23 protein-coding genes are annotated in these 23,501 nt (G+C 71.1%); 6 read left to right on the top strand and 17 right to left on the bottom strand.

What is annotated here, in order from left to right:
• Positions 1-131: 131 nt before the first annotated feature.
• The gene (locus H9Y04_RS08500; RefSeq protein WP_187813029.1) at positions 132-698 is read right to left on the bottom strand and encodes a TetR family transcriptional regulator; all 567 of its coding nucleotides are present in this window, start codon (positions 696-698) and stop codon (positions 132-134) included.
• 111 nt (positions 699-809) lie between these two features.
• Here H9Y04_RS08500 and H9Y04_RS08495 point away from each other — a divergent pair, with 111 nt between their 5' ends.
• Positions 810-3,257 (top strand): beta-glucosidase H, encoded by a 2,448-nt coding sequence (locus tag H9Y04_RS08495; RefSeq protein ID WP_308800901.1) that lies wholly within the window; start codon positions 810-812, stop codon positions 3,255-3,257.
• Positions 3,258-3,339: 82 nt separating this feature from the next.
• Here H9Y04_RS08495 and H9Y04_RS08490 read toward each other — a convergent pair whose 3' ends face one another.
• Positions 3,340-4,254: an SGNH/GDSL hydrolase family protein gene (locus H9Y04_RS08490; protein WP_438818085.1), complete on the bottom strand. Its 915-nt coding sequence runs from the start codon at positions 4,252-4,254 to the stop codon at positions 3,340-3,342.
• Positions 4,255-4,561: 307 nt separating this feature from the next.
• Here H9Y04_RS08490 and H9Y04_RS08485 point away from each other — a divergent pair, with 307 nt between their 5' ends.
• On the top strand, positions 4,562-5,056 hold the full coding sequence (locus tag H9Y04_RS08485) for a DUF3145 domain-containing protein (RefSeq protein WP_187813028.1): 495 nt from the start codon (positions 4,562-4,564) through the stop codon (positions 5,054-5,056).
• Positions 5,057-5,129: 73 nt separating this feature from the next.
• Here the strand turns inward: H9Y04_RS08485 and H9Y04_RS08480 are convergent, their stop codons facing one another.
• From H9Y04_RS08480 to H9Y04_RS08460, 5 genes are all read right to left on the bottom strand, one after another.
• On the bottom strand, positions 5,130-6,401 hold the full coding sequence (locus H9Y04_RS08480) for a beta-ketoacyl-[acyl-carrier-protein] synthase family protein (RefSeq protein WP_187813027.1): 1,272 nt from the start codon (positions 6,399-6,401) through the stop codon (positions 5,130-5,132).
• Between the two features lie 124 nt (positions 6,402-6,525).
• A complete protein-coding gene (locus H9Y04_RS08475; protein WP_093617374.1) occupies positions 6,526-6,774 on the bottom strand; it encodes an acyl carrier protein in 249 nt (82 codons plus the stop codon).
• A 67-nt stretch (positions 6,775-6,841) separates the two neighbouring features.
• Positions 6,842-7,843 carry a ketoacyl-ACP synthase III gene (locus tag H9Y04_RS08470; RefSeq protein WP_187813026.1) on the bottom strand — a complete coding sequence of 334 codons (1,002 nt, stop codon included), beginning with the start codon at positions 7,841-7,843 and terminating at the stop codon, positions 6,842-6,844.
• Between the two features lie 17 nt (positions 7,844-7,860).
• Positions 7,861-8,775, bottom strand: coding sequence for an ACP S-malonyltransferase (locus H9Y04_RS08465; protein ID WP_187813025.1), 915 nt, complete (start codon positions 8,773-8,775; stop codon positions 7,861-7,863).
• Positions 8,776-8,864: 89 nt separating this feature from the next.
• Positions 8,865-10,094, bottom strand: a complete 1,230-nt coding sequence (locus H9Y04_RS08460; protein ID WP_187813024.1) for a PucR family transcriptional regulator — start codon at positions 10,092-10,094, stop codon at positions 8,865-8,867.
• Positions 10,095-10,224: 130 nt separating this feature from the next.
• Here H9Y04_RS08460 and H9Y04_RS08455 point away from each other — a divergent pair, with 130 nt between their 5' ends.
• Positions 10,225-10,884: a pirin family protein gene (locus tag H9Y04_RS08455; protein ID WP_187813114.1), complete on the top strand. Its 660-nt coding sequence runs from the start codon at positions 10,225-10,227 to the stop codon at positions 10,882-10,884.
• Here H9Y04_RS08455 and H9Y04_RS08450 read toward each other — a convergent pair.
• The gene (locus H9Y04_RS08450; RefSeq protein ID WP_187813023.1) at positions 10,881-11,507 is read right to left on the bottom strand and encodes a GNAT family N-acetyltransferase; all 627 of its coding nucleotides are present in this window, start codon (positions 11,505-11,507) and stop codon (positions 10,881-10,883) included. The two genes, H9Y04_RS08455 and H9Y04_RS08450, sit on opposite strands and share 4 nt — an antisense overlap.
• A gap of 86 nt (positions 11,508-11,593) precedes the next feature.
• Between H9Y04_RS08450 and H9Y04_RS08445 the strand changes: the two genes are divergently transcribed.
• Entirely contained in the window at positions 11,594-12,337 is a 744-nt protein-coding gene (locus H9Y04_RS08445) for a class I SAM-dependent DNA methyltransferase (RefSeq protein WP_187813022.1), read from the top strand.
• Between the two features lie 19 nt (positions 12,338-12,356).
• Here H9Y04_RS08445 and H9Y04_RS08440 read toward each other — a convergent pair whose 3' ends face one another.
• Both H9Y04_RS08440 and H9Y04_RS08435 read right to left on the bottom strand, forming a co-directional pair.
• The gene (locus H9Y04_RS08440; protein ID WP_187813021.1) at positions 12,357-13,175 is read right to left on the bottom strand and encodes a serine hydrolase domain-containing protein; all 819 of its coding nucleotides are present in this window, start codon (positions 13,173-13,175) and stop codon (positions 12,357-12,359) included.
• A 130-nt stretch (positions 13,176-13,305) separates the two neighbouring features.
• The gene (locus tag H9Y04_RS08435) at positions 13,306-13,776 is read right to left on the bottom strand and encodes a GNAT family N-acetyltransferase (RefSeq protein ID WP_187813020.1); all 471 of its coding nucleotides are present in this window, start codon (positions 13,774-13,776) and stop codon (positions 13,306-13,308) included.
• Positions 13,777-13,863: 87 nt separating this feature from the next.
• On the opposite strand from H9Y04_RS08435, the gene H9Y04_RS08430 reads away from it, so the two are divergent.
• Both H9Y04_RS08430 and H9Y04_RS08425 read left to right on the top strand, forming a co-directional pair.
• Positions 13,864-14,346, top strand: a complete 483-nt coding sequence (locus tag H9Y04_RS08430) for a MerR family transcriptional regulator (RefSeq protein WP_187813019.1) — start codon at positions 13,864-13,866, stop codon at positions 14,344-14,346.
• 5 nt (positions 14,347-14,351) lie between these two features.
• Positions 14,352-15,362: an aldo/keto reductase gene (locus tag H9Y04_RS08425; RefSeq protein WP_187813018.1), complete on the top strand. Its 1,011-nt coding sequence runs from the start codon at positions 14,352-14,354 to the stop codon at positions 15,360-15,362.
• A gap of 150 nt (positions 15,363-15,512) precedes the next feature.
• Here the strand turns inward: H9Y04_RS08425 and H9Y04_RS08420 are convergent, their stop codons facing one another.
• The 7 genes from H9Y04_RS08420 to H9Y04_RS08390 form a co-directional block, all read right to left on the bottom strand.
• Positions 15,513-16,796 carry an acyltransferase family protein gene (locus H9Y04_RS08420; RefSeq protein WP_236070623.1) on the bottom strand — a complete coding sequence of 428 codons (1,284 nt, stop codon included), beginning with the start codon at positions 16,794-16,796 and terminating at the stop codon, positions 15,513-15,515.
• Positions 16,797-16,916: 120 nt separating this feature from the next.
• Positions 16,917-18,047: an alpha/beta hydrolase gene (locus H9Y04_RS08415; protein ID WP_187813017.1), complete on the bottom strand. Its 1,131-nt coding sequence runs from the start codon at positions 18,045-18,047 to the stop codon at positions 16,917-16,919.
• Positions 18,048-18,210: 163 nt separating this feature from the next.
• Entirely contained in the window at positions 18,211-18,888 is a 678-nt protein-coding gene (locus tag H9Y04_RS08410) for a response regulator (protein WP_187813016.1), read from the bottom strand.
• Positions 18,889-18,920: 32 nt separating this feature from the next.
• Complete coding sequence (locus tag H9Y04_RS08405) at positions 18,921-20,351, bottom strand: sensor histidine kinase (RefSeq protein WP_187813015.1); 1,431 nt, start codon at positions 20,349-20,351, stop codon at positions 18,921-18,923.
• A 106-nt stretch (positions 20,352-20,457) separates the two neighbouring features.
• Positions 20,458-21,315 (bottom strand): DUF4429 domain-containing protein, encoded by an 858-nt coding sequence (locus H9Y04_RS08400; RefSeq protein WP_187813014.1) that lies wholly within the window; start codon positions 21,313-21,315, stop codon positions 20,458-20,460.
• Between the two features lie 238 nt (positions 21,316-21,553).
• Entirely contained in the window at positions 21,554-22,744 is a 1,191-nt protein-coding gene (locus H9Y04_RS08395) for an alpha/beta hydrolase (RefSeq protein WP_187813013.1), read from the bottom strand.
• Positions 22,745-22,808: 64 nt separating this feature from the next.
• Positions 22,809-23,450 carry a TetR family transcriptional regulator gene (locus H9Y04_RS08390; RefSeq protein ID WP_308800900.1) on the bottom strand — a complete coding sequence of 214 codons (642 nt, stop codon included), beginning with the start codon at positions 23,448-23,450 and terminating at the stop codon, positions 22,809-22,811.
• Between the last annotated feature and the right edge of the window lie 51 nt (positions 23,451-23,501).

The following is a 23,501-nucleotide window of genomic DNA, read 5'->3' as shown; positions in this document are numbered from 1 at the left end:
CAAGCTCCTCCGGAGTCATACCCCCAGCGAACTACCAACTCCAGAACCTGACCAGCCACCTAACAAAGTCCTACTAGGGCCTGTCCGGCGGATCAGGCCGCCGCGTGCCGGTCCGATCCGCCGGACGGGCCCTAGGCGGCGGTCTCCCCGAGCAGTACGAGGAAGTTCCGGAAGGCCCCCGGCATGTCCACGTTCTCGGGGTCGAGCAGCCACTGGTACTGCAGGCCGTCGAGCACGGCCACGAGCAGCGGCGCCGCCTGCTCGGGGGTGAGCCCCGACGGCAGCCGCTCGCCGTACTCCGCGTGCAGCAGCCGGGTCATGTCCTCGCGTACGGACGCATAGCGCCGCGTGAAGTAGCCGCGCGCCGGATGGTCCTCCGTGACGCTCTCGCCGAGCAGGGCCGAGAAGGTCTGCACGATCGCCGGCCGCATCGCGTTGTACTCGACGAGCGAGGCGAGCAGATCGAGGCGCCACTCGCGCGCCCGCGGGGTGGCATCCCACTGGTCGCGCTCCTCCAGGACCGCGACGAGCAGCGCCTCCTTGGTGGGGAAGTGGTGCAGCAGCCCCTGCTGCGTCAGGCCCACCCGCTCGGCCACCGCGGCCAGGGACGCACCGCGATAGCCGCGCTCGGCGATCACTTCGAGCGCGGCCCGCACGATCTCCGCACGCCGCTGATCACTTCTCGTCTTCGCTGCCACGCCCCGAGCATACCCGTCCAGGTAACTGCCAGATAACGAAACCTACCGCTTCACAGGTAAGCGGTGCAGGATGGGAGGCGGTCAGGGGTACGTCGACGCGGAGGTACAGCAGTGACTGAGCAGCAGCACAGGGACGCTTACGAGGCGGTTGTGGAGGCCGCGCTCGGGAAACTCGACCTCGACACGAAGGCCCGCCTGCTCGCAGGCCAGGACATGTGGAGCCTGCCCGCGATCCCTGAGATCGGGCTGCGGTCGCTGGTCATGTCCGACGGCCCGATCGGTGTACGGGGCGTGCGCTGGAGCGCCGACGACCCGTCCATAGCCCTGCCCTCGCCGACCGCGCTCGCGGCCGCCTGGGACCCGGAACTCGCGTACCGCGCCGGGCAGCTGCTCGCCCAGGAGGCCCGGCGCAAGGGCGTGCACGTGCTGCTCGCGCCGACCGTCAATCTGCAGCGCTCGCCGCGCGGCGGACGGCACTTCGAGGCGTACAGCGAGGACCCGTATCTGACCGGCGAGATCGGCACCGGCTACGTACGGGGTGTGCAGTCCGGCGGCGTCGGCACGACGGTCAAGCACTTCGTCGCCAACGACGCCGAGACCGACCGCTTCACCGTGAACAACCTCGTGTCCGAACGGGCCCTGCGCGAGCTCTACTTGGCACCCTTCGAAGCGATCGTCAGGCAGGCCCGGCCCTGGGGCATCATGACCGCCTACAACGCGGTCAACGGACCCACCATGACCGAGAACGCCACCTTGGTGAACGGCGTCCTGCGCGAGGAATGGGGCTTCGACGGCTTCAACGTCTCCGACTGGCTGGCCGCCCGCGACACCCTCGGCGCCCTGCGCGGCGGCCTCGACGTGGCGATGCCGGGCCCGGCGACCGTCTACGGTCCCGCGCTCGCCGAGGCCGTACGGGGCGGCGAGGCCGAGGAGTCGGCCGTCGACGAGGCGGTGCGCAGGGTCCTGCGGCTCGCCGCCCGCGCCGGCGCACTCGAAGGCGCCGAACCGGCCGTCACGGAACTCCCCGAGCCGGTCGACGGCGAGGCCCTCGCGCGCGAGATCGCCCACCGCTCCTTCGTCCTCGTGCGCAACGAGGGCGGCGCGCTCCCGCTGTCCGGCACCGGCACGGTCGCGCTGATCGGCGCCGCCGCCCGCGACGCCCGCGTCCTGGGCGGCGGCTCCGCCACCGTCTTCCCGCGCCGGGTCGTCTCGCCCCTCGACGGGCTCACCGCCGCGCTCGGCGAAGAGGCCGTCTCGTACGCGACGGGAGCCGAGCCCAGCGACGAACTCGGCGTCGCCGCGGCCGGGTTCGCGCTGCGGGCCGTGTGCCGCGACGCGGACGGCCGGATCCTCGGCGAAGCGCCGCTCGCCGACGGCGCGATCCAGTGGTTCGGCGGCGGATTCCCGGAGGGCGTCACCTACGAGGCGCTCAGCCGGGTCGAGGTCACGGGCACGTTCACGCCGCGCGTCGACGGCGCCCACCGCTTCGGCACCCGCGGCCTCGGGAATCTCAGGCTCACGGTCGACGGGCAGGAACTGTTCGCCGGCGAACAGCGGATGCCCGTGGACGGCGACCCCTTCGAGGCCTTCCTCGGCAAGCCCGCCGAGCGCGGCACCGTGGAGCTGACGGCCGGGGTGCCCGTCGAGGTCTCCCTCGATGTCGCCCCGCCGAAGATCGAGGGCATGCCCATCGAGGTGGTCGCCCTCTCGCTCTCACACGCCGAACCGCACCGCGACGCCGACGAGATGATCGCCGAAGCGGTCCGCGCCGCCCGCGCGGCCGACACCGCCGTGGTTGTCGTCGCCACCACCGACCGCGTCGAGTCCGAGGGCTTCGACCGCAAGGACCTGCGCCTGCCCGGCCGCCAGGACGATCTCGTACGGGCCGTCGCGGCCGCCAACCCGCACACCGTCGTGGTGGTCAACTCCGGCTCCCCGGTGGAGCTCCCGTGGCGCGAGGACGTCGCCGCCGTGCTGCTCAGCTGGTTCCCGGGCCAGGAGGGCGGCGCCGCACTCGCCGATGTGCTGACCGGCGCCCAGGAGCCCGGTGGCCGGCTGCCCACCACCTGGGGCTCGCTCGCCGACGCGCCCGTCACCGAGGTCACCCCGGACGCCGAGGGCCGGCTCACGTACGGCGAAGGCGTGTTCATCGGCTACCGCGCCTGGGACAAGGCAGGCGCCACGCCCTCGTACCCCTTCGGCCACGGCCTCGGCTACACCGACTGGACGTACGAGAGCCTCCAGGTGACCGGGGACGGGGAGCAGGCGACGGTCCGGCTCCGCAACACCGGGGCCAGGTCCGGCCGCGAGACCGTCCAGCTCTACCTCGCCCCGCCCGCGGACGGAGCCGTGGAGCGCCCCGCGCGGGCCCTCGCCGCCTTCGCGAGCGTCACGGCGGACGCGGGCGAGAGCGTCGAGGTGCGGATCCCGCTGCCACGGCGTGCGTTCGAGATCTGGGACGAGAGCGCGGGGGCCTGGGCGTACCAGAAGGGCACGTACACCCTGGAGGCCGGCCGCTCGCTCACGGACCGCAGGCTGAGCGCGACGATCGAGGCGTGACACGCGAAGGGCCCTGCACGCGCGGTGCGTGCAGGGCCCCTCGTACTTGTAGCGCTTCCCGGGCGGGTGACTTCACCGATTGCTAGGCGGGCGTCTTCTCCGCGGTGATCGCCGTGAACGCCAGCTCGGCAAGCCGGGCCTGCCCGTTCCTGCTCGGGTGGAACCAGTCCCACTTGCTCAACTGGCCCTGCCCGAACCGGTAGCCGAACACCGACCCGCCGTCGTACCGGCAGTGCTCGTCCTTCGCGCACACGTCCTGGAGCACCTCGTTGTACGCCTCGACCCGCGACTGCACGTCCGCACGCCGCTCGACGGCCGAGCTGTCCATGGCGTCCGGTTCGGCCAGCATCGACTGGCAGATGCCCAGCTTCCAGATCTGCTTGGCCATCGCATTGCCCTTGCCCTGCGACCAAAGGCGCGACAGATCCGGGATGCTCGCCACGAACACCTGGGTCTTGGGCAACTCCCGGCGCAGGGCGCGCATCCCGTCCTCGAAGTCGGCGCGGAAGGAGGCGACGGAGGTCATCGCCCCGGCCGTACCACGACAGGCGTCATTGGCGCCCATGAGGACCGTCACCAAGTCGGGTGACTTCTCGGCCGCTTGCTCCATCTGCTCCGGCAGCGCGCTCATGCGTGCCCCCGTACGGGCGAAGTTCCAACTCTGCGTCGCCGCCGCGTCCTTGCCGAGCAGCCGCACCGCGAGGCTGTTCACCGAAGGATCGGTGCCCGTGGCCCAGGAGGACTCGGGACAGTCGGAGAGCACCCGGCAGGCGTCGAATCCGCGGGTGATCGAATCGCCCACGGCCGCCATCGACTGCGGGCTTGTGTCCCAGGTGGGAGTGGGTGAGGGGGAGGGCTTGGGCCGGTCGGCGGCCGCTGCGCCTTGTGGGGCGGGGGAGTTGCCGCCCGTGGCGTCGCAGCCGAGGAGCGCGGTCGCGAGTACGGCGGCGGTCGCCGCCGAGGCCGCGGTACGGCCACGGAACCAGTTCCGGATCACGGTCGTCCCTTCTCTCGCCGTCCTGTGCACCGGCGCCCTGCCGGGTGAATGCCCGCCATTCCCGGGACCTGGACCCGACGGTACGTCACACTCGGGCCCGCGCCGCACGGTAGTTTTGCTGCGGTCGACCCGGAGTCGGAGCGCTGTCCCGCTTCCGGTAAATTACATCACGTCAGAAATGTCCCCTTTCGGGGAGTTTCATCGATTCCGTGGATGTCCTGGATTTCCTCGGGAATCTTGGCGAAACTCCCGGCAACTGCCCGGCCAGGTGCGAGGCCCCAACCCTCGCCCCACCCTGGAGGTCCCGGTGACGACACGTGGAGTCCTGTACGTGCACTCCGCACCGCGCGCGCTGTGCCCGCATGTCGAGTGGGCGGTCGCGGGTGTTCTCGGCGGACGCGTGACGCTCGACTGGATCAGGCAGCCCGCCGCGCCCGGGACTTGGCGTGCGGAGTTCTCCTGGCAGGGCGAGGCCGGCACCGGCTCCAAGCTCGCCTCGGCGCTGCGCGGCTGGCAGCAGCTCCGCTTCGAGGTGACGGCAGAGCCGTGCGCCACGGCGGAGGGCGAGCGCTACAGCTCGACTCCCGACCTCGGCATCTTCCACGCGGTCACGGGCATCCACGGCGACATCCTGATCCCGGAGGACCGCCTGCGCGCGGCCCTGACGCGGTCGCAGGGCGGCGAGTCCGACCTGGCGGCGGAACTCTCGAAGCTCCTGGGCAAACCCTGGGACGACGAACTCGAACCTTTCCGGTACGCAGGCGAAGGCGCACCCGTGAGGTGGCTCCACCAAGTCGTCTAGCTGTACCTCGTACACATGAAGGGGCCCACCCTGGAAAACCCAGGGTGGGCCCCTTCGTACGAACTGAGCGGCGTCAGACAGTCCGGAACGCCAGAACCACATTGTGGCCACCGAACCCGAACGAGTTGTTGATCGCGGCGATCGTCCCCTCGGGCAGCGCACGAGCCTCCCCGCGCACGATGTCCGCCCCATCCGCCGCGATGTCCTCGTCGAGGTCCTCGACATTGATGGTCGGCGGAGCCAGCCGGTGGTGCAGCGCGAGCACGGTCGCGACGGTCTCGATACCGCCGGCACCACCGAGCAGATGCCCGGTCATCGACTTCGTACCGGAGATCGCGACATGGTCGAGGTCCGCACCGAGCACCTTGCGCAGCGCCTTGATCTCCGCGATGTCACCCTGCGGCGTCGAGGTCGCGTGCGCGTTGAGGTGCACGAGCTCGGCCGGCTTGAGGTCCGTGGAGTCCAGCAGGTTCTGCACGGCCGCGGCGACACCGCGCCCCGTCGGCTCGGGCTGCGCGATGTGGTGCGAGTCGGCGGACAGACCCTGGCCGAGCACCTCGCAGTAGACCCGCGCGCCGCGCGCCTTCGCGTGCTCCTCGGACTCGAGGACGACGACACCCGCGCCCTCGCCGAGCACGAAGCCGTCACGGCCCTTGTCGTACGGGCGCGAGGCCTTCGTGGGCTCCTCGTTGTTCTTGGACATCGCCATCATGTTGGCGAAGGCGGCGATCGGCAGCGGGTGGATCGCGGCCTCGGTGCCGCCCGCGATCACGACATCGGCGCGGCCGGTACGGATCATCTCGACGGCGTAGCCGATCGCCTCGGCGCCTGACGCACAGGCCGAGACCGGGGTGTGCACGCCCGCCTGGGCGCCCACCTCCAGACCGACGTTGGCGGAGGGGCCGTTGGGCATGAGCATGGGAACGGTGTGCGGGGAGACCCGGCGTACACCCTTCTCCTTGAGCACGTCGTACTGGTCGAGCAGCGTGGTGACGCCGCCGATGCCGGACGCGATGACCGCGCCGAGACGCTCGGGAGCGATCTTGGAGTCCTCGCCTGCCTTGCCCTCGTAACCGGCGTCCGCCCAGGCCTCCTTGGCCGCGATCAGCGCGAACTGCGCCGAGCGGTCCAGCTTGCGGGCGAGCGGGCGGGGCAGGACCTCGCCCGGGTCGACCGCGGCGGGCGCGGCGATACGGACCGGCAGTTCGGCGAAACGTTCGCCCTCCAGGGGCTTGACGCCCGAGCGGCCCGCGACGAGGCCTTCCCAGGTCGATGCTGCGTCGCCACCCAGCGGTGTGGTTGCGCCGATACCGGTGACGACCACGGTGCGATTGGTCGAGCTCACAGGAATTCTTTCTCCACGTGTAGAGGGTCGTGAATCAACGGCGCCACCGCCGGGAGGCGGCAGTCAGCCGGCCCTTACGGGCGGCCCTTGCGGGCCGACCCGGGGCCATGCGACAGGACGGTGATCAGTCCTGGTGCTTCAGGATGTAGTCCGCGGCGTCGCCGACGGTCTTCAGGTTCTTGACGTCGTCGTCCGGGATCTTGACGTCGAAGCGCTCTTCGGCGGCGACGACGACCTCGACCATGGACAGCGAGTCGACGTCCAGGTCATCGGTGAAGGACTTGTCCAGCTGGACGTCCTCGACCGGGATACCGGCGATCTCGTTCACGATCTCGGCGAGACCGGCGACGATCTCTTCCTGAGTGGCGGCCATGTTGGCGCTCCTTCTTGTGTATCAGTGAGGTGGCAGGGTCCCGTACGGAATGGTCCGTGCAGGGTGCCTAGGGGAGGGTAACGACGGAGGCTGCGTAGACGAGACCCGCCCCGAAGCCGATGACGAGCGCGGTGTCGCCGCTCTTGGCTTCCCCGGTCGCCAGGAGCCGCTCCATCGCGAGCGGGATCGAGGCGGCCGAGGTGTTGCCGGTGGTCTCGATGTCACGGGCGACCGTGACATGCTCCGGCAGCTTCAAAGTCTTCACCATCGAGTCGATGATCCGCATGTTGGCCTGGTGCGGGATGAAGACATCCAGGTCGTCCGCGCTGATTCCGGCCGCGTCCAGCGCCTGCTGGGCGACCTTCGCCATCTCGAACACGGCCCAGCGGAACACCGCCTGGCCCTCCTGCGTGATCGCAGGGAACTTGTCGACCGAGCTGTCGCGGTAGTCCGTCCACGGGACGGTCTGCTTGATCGTCTCGGACTTGTCGCCCTCCGAGCCCCAGACCGTCGGGCCGATGTGCGGCTCGTCGGAGGGGCCCACGACGACCGCGCCCGCGCCGTCGCCGAACAGGAAGGCCGTCGCGCGGTCCTCCAGGTCGGTCAGGTCGCTCAGGCGCTCGACGCCGATGACCAGGACGTACTCCGAACTGCCTTCCACGACCATGCCCTTGGCGAGCGTGAGCGCGTAGCCGAAGCCCGCGCAGCCGGCCGAGATGTCGAAGGCGGCGGCCTTCTGCGTGCCCAGCTTGTCGGCGATCTCGGTCGCGACGGCGGGGGTCTGCTTGAAGTGCGAGACGGTCGAGACGATCACGGCGCCGATCTTGTCGGCGGTGAGCCCGGCGTCGGCGATCGCCTTGCCGGAGGCCTCGATGGACATCGCGGCCACGGTCTCCTGGTCGTTCGCCCAGTGCCGGGTGGCGATGCCGGAGCGGGAGCGGATCCACTCGTCGGACGAGTCGATCGTCTCGAGGATCACCTCGTTGGGCACGACCCGCGTGGGCCGGTAGCCGCCGACGCCCATGATCCTGGCGTACGGCGCGCCCTTGCTCGGCTTGATCTTCGACATGCTCTTGAGCTCCTTCGTCAGGCAGCGTGCTCTGCGATGAGCTCGCGAGCAGCGTCGAGGTCGTCGGGGGTCTTCAGGGCCAGGGTCTTGACGCCCGGCAGCGCGCGCTTGGCGATGCCGGTGAGGGTGCCGCCCGGGCACACCTCGATGAGCGCCGTCGCGCCGAGCTCCTGGAAGGTCTCCATGCACAGGTCCCAGCGGACGGGGTTGGCGACCTGGCCGACCAGACGCGAGATGACCTCGGCGCCGGAGGCGACGGACTTGCCGTCCTTGTTGGAGACGTACGTGACCGTCGGGTCGGCCGGGGAGAGCTCCTCGGCGGCCTTGCGCAGGGTCTCGACCGCGGGCGCCATGTGGTGCGTGTGGAACGCGCCGGCGACCTGCAGCGGGACGACCCGGCGGGTGCCCTCGGGCTTGTCGGCCTGCAGGGCCTCGATCTGCTCCAGGGTGCCTGCGGCGACGATCTGGCCCGCGCCGTTGACATTGGCCGGGGTCAGACCGAGCTTCTCCAGGTGCGGGACCACGATCTCCGGGTCGCCGCCGAGCAGCGCGGCCATGCCGGTCCGCGTGATCGCGGCGGCGTCGGCCATGGCCAGACCCCGCTTGCGGACGAGTCGAAGGGCGGCGGTGTCGTCGAGGACACCCGCGAAGGCGGCGGCGGTGAACTCGCCGACGCTGTGACCTGCGACGGCACCCGGGGCGACCTCGCCGAGCGCGGCGGCGGAAAGCAGTCCGGCCGCGACGAGCAGCGGCTGCGCCACGGCCGTGTCGCGGATCGCGTCCGCGTCGGCCTGCGTGCCGTAGTGGGCAAGGTCGAGTCCGATGGCGTCGGACCACACGGCGAGCTTGTCAGCGGCACCGGGGAGGTCGAGCCAGGGAGTCAGGAAGCCGGGCGTCTGAGCGCCTTGGCCGGGAGCGACGAGTACGAGCACTCTCACACTCTCTCTTGTGGACGGTGGGCGCCGCCCGTGGGGACAGGGACGAAGAACGGTCAGGGGAATTGTCGACCCCCGACAAAAGTCTAGGACTGCGGATCTCCGTCGGCCAGACGCCCCAGGATGAGCGCGATACGCAGCGTGAACGCGGACCGGACATCCGAGGGCGACCAGCCGGTGACGTCTGTCACACGTCGGAGCCGGTAGCGGACGGTGTTGGGGTGGACGAAGAGCATCCGGGCGGCTCCCTCGAGACTGCTCGCCTGTTCCAGATAGACGCTCAAGGTCTCCAGGAGCGCGGAGCCCGCCTCCTCCAGCGGTCTGTAGATCTCCTCCACCAACTGCTCCCGCGCGGCCGGGTCTCCGGCGATCGCGCGCTCCGGAAGGAGATCGTCCGCGAGCGCGGGCCGCGGGGCGTCCTGCCAGGCGGAACACGCCTTGAGTCCGGCGGCCGCGGCCTGGGCGGACCTGGTGGCGGCGAGCAGGTCGGGGACCACGGGGCCGGCGACCACGGGCCCGGCCGCGTACGGGCCGATGAGCGCCTTCGCGACGGCCAGCGGATTGTCGCTGCCACCTGCGATGACGACCAGGCGGTCACCGAGCACACCGGTCAGGACCTGCAGTTTCGCGTGCCGCGCGGCCCGGCGGATGGCCTCGACGGTGAGCTCGCTGTCGCCGTCGGGGGCCGTGCCGAGGACCACGCAGACGTGCTCGGGGGAGTTCCAGCCGAGCGCGGCGGCCCGGCTCACGGCGCCCTCGTCGGCCTCGCCGCTCAGGACGGCGTTCACGACGAGGGATTCGAGCCGCGCGTCCCAGGCGCCACGGGCCTCCGCGGCCTGGGCGTAGACCTGGGCGGTGGCGAAGGCGATCTCCCGCGCGTAGACGAGCAGCGCCTCGCGAAGGACCGACTCGTCGCCGGGGGCGGCGACCTCGTCGATCGCGGACTCCATGACCTCGATCGTCGTACGGACCATCTCGACGGTCTGACGCAGAGTGATCGCCCGGGTCAGCTCGCGCGGCGCGGTGCCGAACACGTCGGTGGAGATCGCCTGCGGGGCGTCCGGGTGCCGGAACCACTCGGTGAACGCGGCGATACCGGCCTGCGCGACCAGACCGATCCACGAACGGTTCTCCGGCGGCATCGCCCGGTACCAGGGCAGCGTCTCGTCCATGCGCGCGATGGCCTGCGCGGCCAGGCTGCCGGACGACTTCTCCAGGCGCTTGAGCGTGGCGACGTGCGGATGGGCCGGGCGCGCTCCGGAGCCGGCCGGGGCCGCTCCGGAGTCGAGGCTGGGGTTCGCTGCGGGTTCGGGCACGGGACAAGACTGCCTTATCGGGGCGGCTCGGCTAAGTGGCGGGTCCACCGGGCACCGGCATCGCGGGCGGTGCGCACCCTTGCCACGGGGTACGTACCGGGCGGCCCGGCCCACTACCGTGGGGTGCGTGATGGACGTACGGCGCTCCGGCGATCGGTACCGCGGCGGAGAGCCGGCGAGCGGTATCGAATCGCTGCATGCCTTCTCCTTCGGGCCGCACTACGACCCGGACAATCTGCGCTTCGGGCCGGTCATCGCCTGCAACGAGGAACACCTCGAACCGGGCGCCGGCTTCGACGAGCATCCGCACAGCCACACCGAGATCGTCACCTGGGTCGTCGAGGGCACCTTGACGCACCGCGACTCGACGGGCCACGAGACCCTCGTGAAGCCCGGCGATCTGCAGCGGCTCAGCGCGGGCGGCGGCGTGCGCCATGTCGAGCGCAACGACGGCTCGTCCTGCCTGGTCTTCGTCCAGATGTGGCTGGCGCCCACGACGGCCGGCGGCGACCCCTCGTACGAGATCGTCCGCGGCATCGCCGACTCGACGCCCTATGCGGTCCCGGCCGCGGGCGCCCTGCTGCACGCACGCCGCCTGCGTCCCGCCGAACGTGCCGCCGTACCGGACGCCGCGTATGTGTACCTCCATGTCGTACGGGGTGAAGTCCGCCTCTCCGGTACGGAGTTGAGGCCCGGGGACTCCGTGCGGCTCACCGGGCCGAAGGGCCTCGAGCTCGAAGCGCTGCGGGGGTGGGCCGAGGTGCTCGTGTGGGAGTTCGCGGGGGACTAGTTCTCGGGCGTTTCGGTGGCGGGCTTCTCGGGCGTTTCGGTGGTGGCCTCGCGCCACATCCGCCACATCGGCGGGCTCGACCGGTAGGTCATCTCCTCGCGCAGGGCGAAGCCGTGGCGCTTGTAGAAGGTCAGATTCCGCTCGTTGCTCGACTCCAGATACGCCGGCTGCCCCGACGCGTCCGCCTGCTCGAGCAAGGCGCTCAGGACGAGAGCGCCCCGGCCTGTTCCGCGGGCGGACGAATGCGTGCCGATGAACTCGAGGTACCAGTGCTCGGGCTCGACGGGATGTTTGCTCTCCATGTGCTGCAACATCCCGAGGAGCAGCGGCAGTCGGGTGCGTCCGGTCCGTACGAGCACGGGAATGTTCCGCACGATGTCGCCCACGCCGACCTTCCACTCGCCGGGCGGGCACCAGACCGCGGCCACGGTCCGGTCGATGTCGGTCCACAGACGCCCGCGGTCGGCCTGCATGGCCAGCACATCGCGGAAGAACCTGCGCAGCCTCGGCACGCGTTCCCGCGGAACGAGCCATTCCCAGATCGGATCGTCCTCATAGGCGTCGGCCAGCACGTCGGCCAGCGCATACACATCGGCTCGGGTGGCGCGGACAATGTCAGCCATGGTCCGCGAGCCTAGAGCCTGGGGTGCGGCGGGCGGAAGGAAAAGGCGTCGACAGTGGCGCGCGGCACGCGGCAAAGTGGCCGCCCGTGACGAGTAGTGAGCTGTGGACACGACCGACCGCCGAACGGTACGACGCCGAGGAGGCCGACAGGTCCTCGGCCGAGTTCCTCGCGCCGACCCTCGACTTTCTCGCCGAACTCGCCGGTGGGGGACCGGCGTTGGAGTTCGCGATCGGAACCGGACGCGTGGGCGTCCCGCTGCGCGGGCGCGGTGTGCCGGTGACGGGCATCGAGCTGTCCGAGCACACGGCGGCGGTCCTGCGGAGCAAGGCCGACGAGCGGACGCTCCCGGTGGTCATGGGGGACATGGCCACGACCCGCGCCCCCGGCGCCGGTGAGTTCACCCTGGTCTATCTCGTCTACAACACCATCACGAACCTGCTCACCCAGGACGAGCAGGTCGAATGCTTCCGCAACGCGGCGCACCACCTCGCGCCCGGCGGCCGCTTCGTCATCGAGCTGGGCCTGCCGCCGCTGCGGTCCCTGCCGCCAGGACAGGACGCGGTGCCGTTCGACGTCTCCGAGCGCCACCTCGGCTTCGACACCTTCGACCTGGTCGAGCAGATCCTCGTCTCGCACCACTTCACCCGCGAGGACGACGGCCGCTACCGGCGCGACAACTCCCGGCACCGGTACGCGTGGCCGGCGGAGCTCGACCTGATGGCGCGGATCGCGGGCCTCGCGCTTGAGCGCCGGGTCGAGGACTGGAGCGGGGCGCCGTTCGGGCAGGACTCGCAGCAGCACATCTCCGTGTGGCGCAAGCCGCTCTGAGACGCGCTGATACGAGGGCTCAGCGGGCCCGCAGCTCCCCGAGCACCGCGTCCGTGAAGGGCGGCCACGCCTCGACGGCCCACGGGCCGAAGGCCTGGTCCGTCAGGGCGACGCACGCGGCCCCCGCGTCGGGGTCGATCCACAGGAACGTGCCCGACTGCCCGAAGTGCCCGAACGTACGCGGCGAGGACGAACTCCCCGTCCAGTGCGGCGACTTGGAGTCCCTGATCTCGAAGCCGAGGCCCCAGTCGTTGGGCTTCTGGTGCCCGTAGCCGGGCAGGATGCCGGAGAGCCCGGGGTGCACCACGGACATCGCGTCGAGGACGGTGCGCGCGTCGAGCAGCCGCGGCGCCTGCACCTCGGCCGCGAACCGCAGCAGGTCCTCGACCGTCGACACCCCGTCCTTGGCCGGCGAACCGTCGAGCGAGGTCTGCGTCATGCCGAGCGGTTCGAGTACGGCCTGGCGCAGATACTCCGCGAACGGGATGTCCGTGGCCTTCGCGATGTGGTCCGCGAGCACCTCGAACCCGGCGTTGGAGTACAGCCGCCGCGTCCCGGGCGGCGCCATCACGCGGTGCTCGTCGAAGGCCAGACCACTGGTGTGCGCGAGCAGATGCCGCACCGTCGAGCCCTCGGGCCCGGCCGGCTCGTCGAGCTCGACGGCCCCTTCCTCGTACGCGACGAGCGCGGCGTACGCGGTCAGCGGCTTGGTCACGGAGGCCAGCGCGAACCGCTGCGCCACGGGTCCGTGCGTACCGACGACGGTCCCGTCGGCCCGTACGACACCGGCTGCCGCGCTGGGAACCGGCCAGTTCTGGATCAGGGCGAGGCTCTGCATGCTCCCGAGCCTACGGTCTCGGCTCCACCGGCACGGCCCGGGGTCGCACGCTCCGTACGGACGCCGTCCGTGCAGCAGACGCCGTCAGCGCAGGCGCGGCCAGTGCGGAAGCCAGTCGATGCGGAAGCCGTCAGAGCACCAGCCGCATTGCCGGATCCGGCGTCCGCTCGAACCCGAGCGCCGCATACAGCGGCTCGCCCGCGACGGAGGCCCGCAGATCGACCTTGCGCACCCCGCGCCGCCCGAACCAGGCGATCAGCTCCTGCATGCACGCGCGCGAGTACCCGCGGCGCCGCATGTCGAGGTCGGTGGCCACACTGAACACATAGCCGCTCAGCCCCAGCGGGTTCTCCGGTCCGCCGAGCCGGTACTCGATCGTGCCGACCGCGCACGCCGCCAGCCTGCCCGGCTCGTCCGGCCGTTCCACCACCGTCGCGGCCAGCCGGCTCTCCTCTCCGAGGAGCTTCGCGCGCAAGGTGGCCTCCGAGACCGGTATCCAGTCGGTGTCCGGCTGGGCCCCCAGGTACTCGTCGAGCATCACCTTCCGCAGGCGTACCAGCTCAGGGGCGTCGTCAGGCGTCGCAAGCCGTGGTTCGATCATGCCGGGCAGGGTATCCGGGGCCATCGGACGAACTCTTGCCGATATCGCTTGCTTGGAGTGCACTCCAAGGTTCTAGCGTGGGGGGGCATGACGGTGATGGAGAGCGCCCCCGTACCAGTACTCGAAACCGTGCCCGCGGCCCCGGTCGACGTCTGTGCCTCCGGTCCGCGGCCCCATCCGCGGCCCTCGGGCCAGGACCGCTACACGATCAGCGAGGTCGCCGAGTACACCGGGCTCACCGCGCACACCCTGCGCTGGTACGAGCGGATCGGTCTGATGCCGCACGTCGACCGCTCCCACACGGGCCAGCGCCGGTTCAGCAACCGTGATCTGGACTGGCTGACCTTCGTGGGCAAGCTGCGCCTGACCGGCATGTCCGTGGCGGACATGGTCCGCTACGCCGAGCTGGTCCGCGAGGGCGACCACACCTTCGAGGAGCGACGGCAGCTCCTGGAGAGCACGCGGCGCGATGTCCTCGCGCGGATCGCGGAGCTCCAGGGGACGCTGGCCGTCCTCGACTACAAGATCGAGTTCTACGCGGGCGCCCCTGCGGCGCCGGAGAGGTCCTGAACCTGATGAGCGCCATCGCGAAGGCACAGCTCGGCACCGGCGGTCCCGAGGTCTCCGTCCAGGGACTTGGCTGCATGGGCATGAGCTTCGCCTATGGGCCCACCGACGCCGACGAAGCACGTGCCACCCTCGACCACGCCCTCGACCTGGGCGTCACCTTCTACGACACCGCCGACATGTACGGCGCGGGCGAGAACGAGAAGTTCCTCGCCCCGTTCGTCCAGAAGCACCGTGACGAGATCGTCCTCGCCACGAAGTTCGGCATCGTGCTCGACCCCGACGACCCGTCGAAGCGCGGGATCAGCAACGACCCCGCGTACATCCGCCAGTGCATCGAGGGCAGCCTGACCCGCCTCGGCGTGGAGAGCGTCGACCTCTACTACATGCACCGCCGCGATGTGAACGTGCCGATCGAGGAGTCCGTCGGCGTCATGGCCGAACTGGTCGCCGAGGGCAAGGTCAAGCACCTCGGCCTCAGCGAGGTCACCGCCGACGAGCTGCGCGCCGCACACGCCGTACACCCCATCGCGGCCGTGCAGTCGGAGTGGTCGCTGTTCAGCCGGGACATCGAGCAGCACGTGGTCCCCGCGGCCGCGGACCTGGGCGTTGCGCTCGTCCCTTACTCGCCGCTCGGCCGCGGCTTCCTGACGGGCTCGTTCACGAACGCGAGCAGCGACCTCGGTTCCGACGACTTCCGCCGTACGATGCCGCGCTTCACGGGCGACAACGCCGAGGCCAACGCCGCACTGCTCGCCCCGATCCGTGCGGTTGCGGAGTCCCGTGACGCGACGCCCGCGCAGGTCGCTCTCGCCTGGGTGCAGCAGCGTGCCCAGGTGCACGGCCTGACCGTCGTCCCGATCCCGGGCACGCGCAAGCGCACCCGGCTCGACGAGAACACCGCGGCGACGCACCTGATCCTCACCGACTCCGAGCTGGAGCTCCTCGAGCCGATCGCGGACCAAGTGGTGGGCGGCCGGTACGCGGACATGTCCTTCACGTCGGCGGGGCGCGAGTAGCCCCTTCCGTACGAACGCGAGTAGCCCCTTCCGTACGAAGGGGCGTACCCGGGTACCGTACGCGGGCATTCGTACGCAAGCGGAGGGCGCCGTGCTCACAGCACGGCGCCCTCCGCGTTGGTGGCCCCCGAGCGGGGGCGGACCGCGCCCTCACGCCAGACCCAGCGCGAACACCGCGAACCCGGCGGCGAGCAGCCCCGCCGCCACCCGCCGCATCCTGGCGGCCCGCGAGCCCACGGCCCACGGAGCCTCGAAGCGCCGGGCCCAGGCGCCGATCGCGACGAGCAGTCCGGCGAACACCGGCAGCCAGGCGATCCGGGCGGCGATCCAGCCGAGCGTCTCCGGCGCGGTGGTCAGGCCGCCGATGGGCCCGAAGAACGAACCGAGGGTCGCCGCACCGAACATCGCCGTCTGGTGCCAGCACAGGATCGTCATCGCCGACAGGTTGATGATCACGACAGGGGCCCACAGCGCGGGCCGGCGGAGCAGCTTGCCGATCCGGTCGCGAAGGAGGATCGCGGCCCCGCTCTGCGCCGCGGCGAGCGCGAGGACGAGCAGGGACGGCGGGTGCGAGTTGGTGCGGGCCTCACCGGGTACGCCGACCATCGACGCCGGGTAGTGGAAGGCGAGCAGCAGCGCCGCGAACAGGGCCGTACCGCCGGCGAGCAGCAGCCACGCACCCCGCTTGCCGATCTTCTTCTCGCCCCAGCTGACGCCCAGTTGGTAGGCGAACATCCAGCCCGGCAGGATGTTGAGCACGCTCAGCCAGGACGGCATGTCCGCCGCGTACGGCCCGTAGCGCAGGAAGTCGACCACCGCGACCGTGCCGAGCAGCGGAGCCGCCGCCCAGGCGCCCATGCGCTCGGCGGCCTTCACGCAGTACGGGGTGAGCGCGGTGATCACCGTATAGACACCCACGAACCACAGGGGCTGGATGACCAGGGTCGCCCCGGTGTGCAGGGTCGTGCTGGGCACACCCAGTGCGTAGAGCACCGGAATCAGCGCCGCCCACACCGCCGTCACGCCGAGCACCGGACGCCCGAGCCGGGCCACCCGCCCGCGCAGCCAGCGCCCTGCGGACTCGCCGCGGGCCAGCGAGCGGCGGTACGAGAGCACCGAGGCGTAGCCGCCGACCAGGAAGAAGATCCCGAGCATCTGGAGCACCCAGCTCATGGGCGCGAAGAACTCGAACGTGGACAGCGGGCTCGCGTTGCGCAGCGCGCCCTCGCCGTCGAGGCGGAACCCGCCGAGCAGCCAGTGCCCGATCGGCACGGCGAGCAGCGCGAGGGCGCGCAGCCCGTCGATCGCCCGGTCGCGGTGCTGCGGCGTACGGGAGTCGATGCTCGTGGCCGTCCTGCGCAGGGCGCCGAGTGCCTTGGATCCCGCGCGGGCCTTCGTGTCCTCTGGTCGCGGGGCGAGTGCGGTGCTGGTCATGGTGTGTCCTCAAGTCCTGGAGAAGTACGGGGAGATGGAGGGAAGCCGTGGGGGAGGGGGCGCCTCGACGGCGGGGCGTTTCGACGGCAGGGAGCCTCGGCGGCAGGGATTCGTGAGGGCTCAGGGCCGTTCGCCGAGTGCGATCCGCGCGAACGCGTGCAGGGAGTCGGTGCCGGGCTCGAAGTAGCCGGTGTGGCCGTCGACTTGGGAGGCCGGCACCGAGAGGGCGCCGAAGTCCGGGTCAGTCGGATCGGTGCCGTGGCCGAGCCCGAGGAACTCCACGTTCGGCACGTCGTCGATCCAGTCGTCCGCGGCCTTGGCCGCCCAGACATGCGCCTTGGTGTGCAGCCCGGCCACGTCGTCGGCGCGCATCCCCGGCGAACCGGCCACGACCAGATCGGCGGCGGGCATCTCGCCGGCCGCTTCACCGCAGACCACCGAGCCGTAGCTGTGGCAGAAGACCACCGGGTCGGGTGTGCCCGCGGCGTCGAGGCCTTGGACGAAGCGGGCCAGGCGCGGGGCGCCCGCCTCGGCGAGCTTGCCGGTGGCGGCGTCCGGACCGATCCCGACCGGCGTGGTGTACCCGGCCCAGGCGATCACCGCGCTGCGGTGCCCGGTGGCCGCGTACAGGGAGCGGGCCATCCCGGTCGGCGTGCCGTACGGGTCCTTCTGCCGGTCGAAGCTGCCCAGATCGATGTCGGAGCCCGGCACGATCACCGAGACATGCGCGGCGCCGGGCAGATCGCCGTAGACCTCCGCGACCTGGCCGCGCCCCCGCGGGTCGAAGACGAGGATCTGCCGGCCGCCGGCCCGCAGCGCGTCATAGCGTTCGGCGCGGGCACGGGCCGCCTCGCGGTCCCGGGACGGCAGCGTCGGGTCCGCGGCCCGCCGCAGCTGCGTGGCGCTCTCCTGCTGCAGGGCGCGGGCGTTGGCCTCGTACCGCAGAGCGATGGGCGCACCGTCGAGATTGCCGACGACCAGCGGGTGCCGGTCGAGCAGGCCCTGCTGCTGCGCGGGGCTCAACGAGCGGAAGAACGCGGCCACTTCGGCCGGCTTCGCCGTCGCCGGGTCGGGCAGCGGCCGGTCGAGCGCGCGGTCGGCGCGCCAGGAGCTGACGCCCGGGACGGGGCCGGTCACGGGGGTCTGCTGATTGCCCGCGGCCCAGCCGGCGGTACCCGCGACCAGTGCCGCGCTGAGAGCAGCCGCGGCCAGAGTCCTCTTGCCGCGTGCCTTCCAAGCCTGAAGCCGCATGACCGGTCTCCCCTTCGCATCCGTCCGTCGTTCTCGCTGACGGAGGGAAGGTAGGAAGACGGTGGGTGGCAGGACGTCACACTGCGGAGCCAAACTGCGGCTGATACCCCAGTACTAGGGGTACGGGTGGGGGAGGCCTGGCATGGGCCTCCGCGCCAGAGGGTTACTGATCACCGGGCACGACGACCCCGGCCTCGTAAGCGAAGATCACCAGCTGAGCCCGGTCCCTGAGATCCAGCTTGGACAGGACCCGGCCGATATGCGTCTTCACGGTCTGCTCGGCGAGGACGAGATGCGCGGCGATCTCCTGGTTGGACAGACCGCGCGCGATCAGTTCGAGCACCTCGGCCTCGCGGGGCGTCAGACCGTTCAGCTTGAGGGCGGGGTCCTTGCGCTGCGCAGGCCGCTGCTTCGCGAAGTCCGCGATCAGGCGGCGGGTGACGGAGGGCGCGAGCAGGGCGTCCCCGGCCGCGACGATCCGTACCGCCGCGATCAGGTCGTCCGGCGGCGCGTCCTTGAGCAGAAAGCCGGACGCACCGGCCCGCAGCGCCTCGTACACGTAGTCGTCCACGTCGAACGTGGTCAGCATCAGGACCTTGGGCCGGTGGATCACGCCCGGCGGCGGATCGAGCAGCCGCCTGGCCGCCTCGAGACCGTCCATCTCCGGCATCCGCACATCCATGAGGACCACGTCGGGATGGGTGGACCGGCCGAGCTCGACGCCCTGCCTGCCGTCCTCCGCCTGCCCGACCACATCGATGTCGCTCTGCGCGGCGAGCAGCGCGGCGAAGCCCGCCCGCACCATGGCCTGGTCGTCGACGATGAGTACGCGGATGGTCAAGGTCTGCCTTCCCAGGACACCGACAGGTCTGCTCAGTTCAGGGGGATCCGGGCCGCGACGCGGAATCCGCCGTCCCCCGCTGGGCCCGCGTCCAGCGAGCCACCGGTCAACCGTACGCGCTCCCGCATCCCCACCAGGCCATGGCCGGTGCCCGACGTCTCAAGGACGGAGAGCGGTTTACGGGCAGGCCCGTTGGTCACCGTCACCCGCAGCTCGCCGTCCTCGACGCCCACATCGATCCGCGCGCTCGCGCCCGGAGCATGCCGGATCACATTGGACAGCGCCTCCTGCACGATGCGGTACGCGGAGAGATCCACGGTCTGGGGAAGGCGGGCGACCAGCTCGGCCAACTGCCCGTCGCCGACGGGCAGATCGACCTCCACGCCCGCCCGGCGGGTGGCATCGGCCAGCTGGTGCAGCCGCTTGAGTCCCGGCTGCGGGGTGCGCTCGGCCTGCGCCTCCTCGTTGCGCAGCACCTTGAGCAGCCGGCGCATCTCGGTGAGCGACTCGCGCGCGGCAGAGGCGATCTCGCCGAACTCCTGCTGCACCTCGGGCGACAGATCGGGGAGCCGGTACTTCGCCGTGTCCGCCTGGACCGTGATCACCGACATGTGGTGGGCCACGACATCGTGCAACTCCCGCGCGATCCGCGCCCGTTCCTCGAGGAGGGTGCGCTGCGCCCGCTCCGCCTCGCTGATCGTCTCCTGTTCGGCGAGCTTCGCCTGCGCCTCACCGCGCAGCCGCAGAGCGTAGGTCACGACGAGGGTGACCCCGGCGAGCACCAGCATCAGGACCCAGGAGCCGTCGCTGTACTCCTGCGACAGCTGCTCGAAGAACACCCCGGCCGCCGCCGTGACCAGAGCGACCGCGATGAGGGTACGGCGGCTCTCGCGCAGGCCGAGCAGCACCATGAGCAGCACATAGCCGACGATGATCATGGGGGTCCAGGGCCAGGAGCGCCCGTCCACATGAGGGCCCGCGTACAGCGCGAACCCGCCGGCCACATCCGCCGCGAAGATCACCCACCACGCGTGCAGCGGCCGGGTCAGGGCGAGCAGGAGCGGCACTGTCTGGGCGACGGCGAGGCCGCCGGCCATGCCCCCGCTCATCTTGTAGTCCTGCACGAGCACCGTGACCGTGGTCGGCAGCAGTGCGGCCACGAAGACGAACACCACGGCATACGGAGCGGCCCGCAGCCAGAGCTTGGGTGCGTCGGCGAGAGGTGCGCGGCCGGGGGCCGCAGGGCTGATCAGCGCGACGCCGAACTCCCGCAGCCCGTCCCGCACCGCACCCCAGGGCCCGTCCGCCGGCTTGTCGAGGCTGACCCGGTCCGGCTCGGGTGCGGCACGGAAGACCGCGCGAGCGCCGGCCAGTCTTTGGCGCAGGGGTGGCAGCCACCGCCTTGCCCGGCTTCCGGGCTGGTCGGTGGTCTCGTCGGTCGAGGGCTGCTGCGTGTCATTCATGGCGTGATCAGCGTAGGCAGGAAGCAACGCCGCTCGCGTCATACCGCGGGGCCGGAAACGGACTCATACCCCGGTATCACCTCCGGCCACAGAAGCCACGAGGACCTCACAGCTCGGCGAGCAGCTCCGCCTTCTTCGCGGAGAACTCCTCGTCCGTGAGGAGCCCGGCCCCGTGCAGCTCCCCGAGATGCCGGATCCGCTCCGCGATGTCCGCCGGGTCCCGTCGCCCCGGGGGCCGCGCGTCCTCGATCGCCGCCGTGCCCCGCGTCCGCGCCGCCGCGAGCACCGCCGCCGCGAACGGCAGCGACTCGTGTACGGGCCCGTATCCGAGCCCGAACACCACCGCGGCCGGATCCTGATCGGCCTGCGCGGGCTGGACGACCGCACCGGGGCGGCGGATCAGCCGCAGATACCCGTCGAAGATCTCCGGCGAACGCCACTCGACCCCGCTGAGATCGGCCACCGGGAAGGTCTGGTCGCCCGCCTTCCACTTGGCCGACGAGGCACCCGTCCAGAACCAGCGGAAGCTCACCGCCTTGCCGTCGAACGAGGCCTTTCCGTCGTACGCCTTGAAGTGCAGCGGGCCCTCGGGAGCGCTCACGATGAAGCGGTCGGCCGGCCCGTTGGGCGACGGCAGCAGGGCGCGCAGTTCGTCGCGGTAGTACTCGGCGAGCGTCTCGCGCTCGGCCGGAAGCACCAGGCGGTACGGATCGCAGCCGTCCTTGAGCTGCCCGGCGGCCGCCTCCATCAGCGGATCCGCCCCGGCCCTCGGCACGGCGTGCAGCACCACTGTGCCCCGCTTCCCCGGGGTCAACGTCACATCCGCCAACGCCTCGTGGGGGATGCGGCGTTCACCGAGCGCATGGAAGAGCTTCGGCGTCCTGATCCCCCGTTCGAAGCGGATGAGCACGGAGTCCGTGTCGAACTCCCAGGCGGCATGAAATCCGGCCAGTACGTCACCCATGCGGCTCATCGTATGCGGCATGCGCCTGTACGTCCCCCCTCGATACGTTCCGGCGTCTTCCCGCCCCGGCGGACTTCTACGCGCGTCGGCCAGGCCGGGGACCGCAGTCCTTGCACCCCGTACCCCGGAGGGGAGCCCTCCACCCGCGGACCGCGGCACTCCGCGGTACCGGGCCGCCTGCCCTCTCGGGCCGCGTTCAGTCCTGCTCCGGTCCGGTTTCAGTCCTGCCTGTTCCGGCTCATACGTGAGCCCGACAGGCATCCCCGTCATCCGCGCAGCTGACCTCGTCGAAATGCCCGACGCCGATCCGCGCGAAATTGCGCAGGCTCTCCGTACCCGGCTCGAAGTAACCGGTGTGCCCGACCGAGTCCTTGGCCGAAAGCACCCGCGCCCCGAACCCCGAAGTCACCGGGTCCACACCGAGCCCGAAACTGCCGACCTCCAGATGCGGTACGTCCGCGATCCAGTCGTCGTCGTCGCGTACGGCCCACACCCGCGCGGACGTTCCCAGATCGGCGGCGGTCTCGGCGCGCATCCCCGGGCTGCCCGCGACCGCGATGTCCTTGACGCGGGGCGGGAGTTCGGAGGCGGCGAGGCCGCAGACGACCGAACCGTAGCTGTGGCAGTACAGAGCGGTGGGCGCCTTGCCGGGCAGCGCACGGAGCATGGCATTGAGCCGCTCCGCCCCGTCCTCGGCACGCCGCACCGTGAAGGCGTCCATGCCCACACCGGCGGGCGCCGTGTAGTCGGCCCAGGCGATCACCGCGGTACGGGTGCCCGGGCTCTCCTTGCGCTCGGTGCGGTACAGCGCACGGGACATGCCCGAGGTCGCCGAGTACCGCCCGAAGGTCTTCTGGTACGTGAGCAGATCCGTGTCCACACCGGGCACGACGACCGAGACGCGGTCGGCCTTCGCGAGGTTGCCGAGCACCTCGGCCACCCGCCCGCGGCCGCTCGGATCGAAGGCGAGCAGATCGCGGCCGGGCTTCAGGAAGGACTCGAAGCGGTTCACGCGTCTGCCGGCGTCGCGGCGGCCCGCGGCGGACAGATGCGTGTCGTGCATCCGTTCCCGCTCGGCCTTGATGGCCTGGCGTACGGAGTGGCGGTTCGCCTCGTAACGCAGCGTCAGGGGTGCGCCGTTGAGATTGCCGACGACCAACGGATAGCGCTCGGCGAGGCGTTCGCGCTGCGCGTCGCTCAGCGTGGCGAAGAAGCGGGAGATCCGCTTCGCGGGCGCCTGCGGATCGGGCAGTTTCCGGCCGTCGATACCACCGCGGTCCCAGGCGGCGAGCGCGGCTTCGAGCGGGGTCGACCCGCCCTTGCTGCGGACCGCGGTCCAGCCGGTGGCCGTCAGCATGACGAAGACAACGGCGATGGCGAGGAGGGCGCGCCAGACGTTCAGCGAGGGCGTGGAGTCGAAAGAAGTCACGATCCGGCCACCCTAGGAGAACGAGACGGCCTACTGCGCAGTCCGTGGCGCGGATCACAGCCGGTCAGGCGCGCCAGTCCCCGGCGAGTGCCGGTTCCAGCTGGTCGAGCAGCGAGGCCGTGAGCCGGCGCATCGACTCCACGCTGAGATCCCCGCCGGCGCCCCACTGCCGCCCGGCGGCCTGCATCACCCCGCTGAACGCGGCGACCGCCACCCGCGGCCGGTGGTCGGTGTCCGGATCGAGGCCCTCGCGCTCGGCCACGATCCGCACGGTCTCCTCCTGCGTCTCGAGCGCGCGCCGCGTGTGCTCGGCGAGCAGCACCGGCGTGGACTCGATCATCTGGAAGACCCGCATGTACGTCTCCACCGGCACGTACTGCTCGATGGACTCACCGATCGAGTCCCAGGCATCCAGGACGCTCCTGCGCAGCGCCTCGAACGCGGGCTCCTGGGGCGGGCGGGCGCGCAGCACCTCCACGAAGCGCGCCTCCACCATTTCCTGCACGGCGAAGACCACTTGCTCCTTGCCCGCGAAATAACGGAAGAAGGTGCGCTGCGACACGTCGACGGCCGCGACGATCTCGTCGACGGTCGTGCGCTCGTACCCCCGGGTCGTGAAGAGCTCGAGTGCGGCGCGCACCAGTGCGTCCCGGGTGCGCTGCTTCTTGCGCTCGCGCAGCCCCGGGGCCGCTGCATGCCCTGTCACTCCATGGCCCTCTTTCCTCCCGTATGTCTGGCTCACATTACCTGTGAGCAA

It is taken from the genome of Streptomyces polyasparticus, from assembly GCF_014493765.1.
Taxonomy (GTDB): domain Bacteria; phylum Actinomycetota; class Actinomycetes; order Streptomycetales; family Streptomycetaceae; genus Streptomyces; species Streptomyces polyasparticus.
The sequence above is the reverse complement of the archived record's forward strand: the minus strand, read 5'-3'. Positions and strand labels throughout refer to the sequence as shown.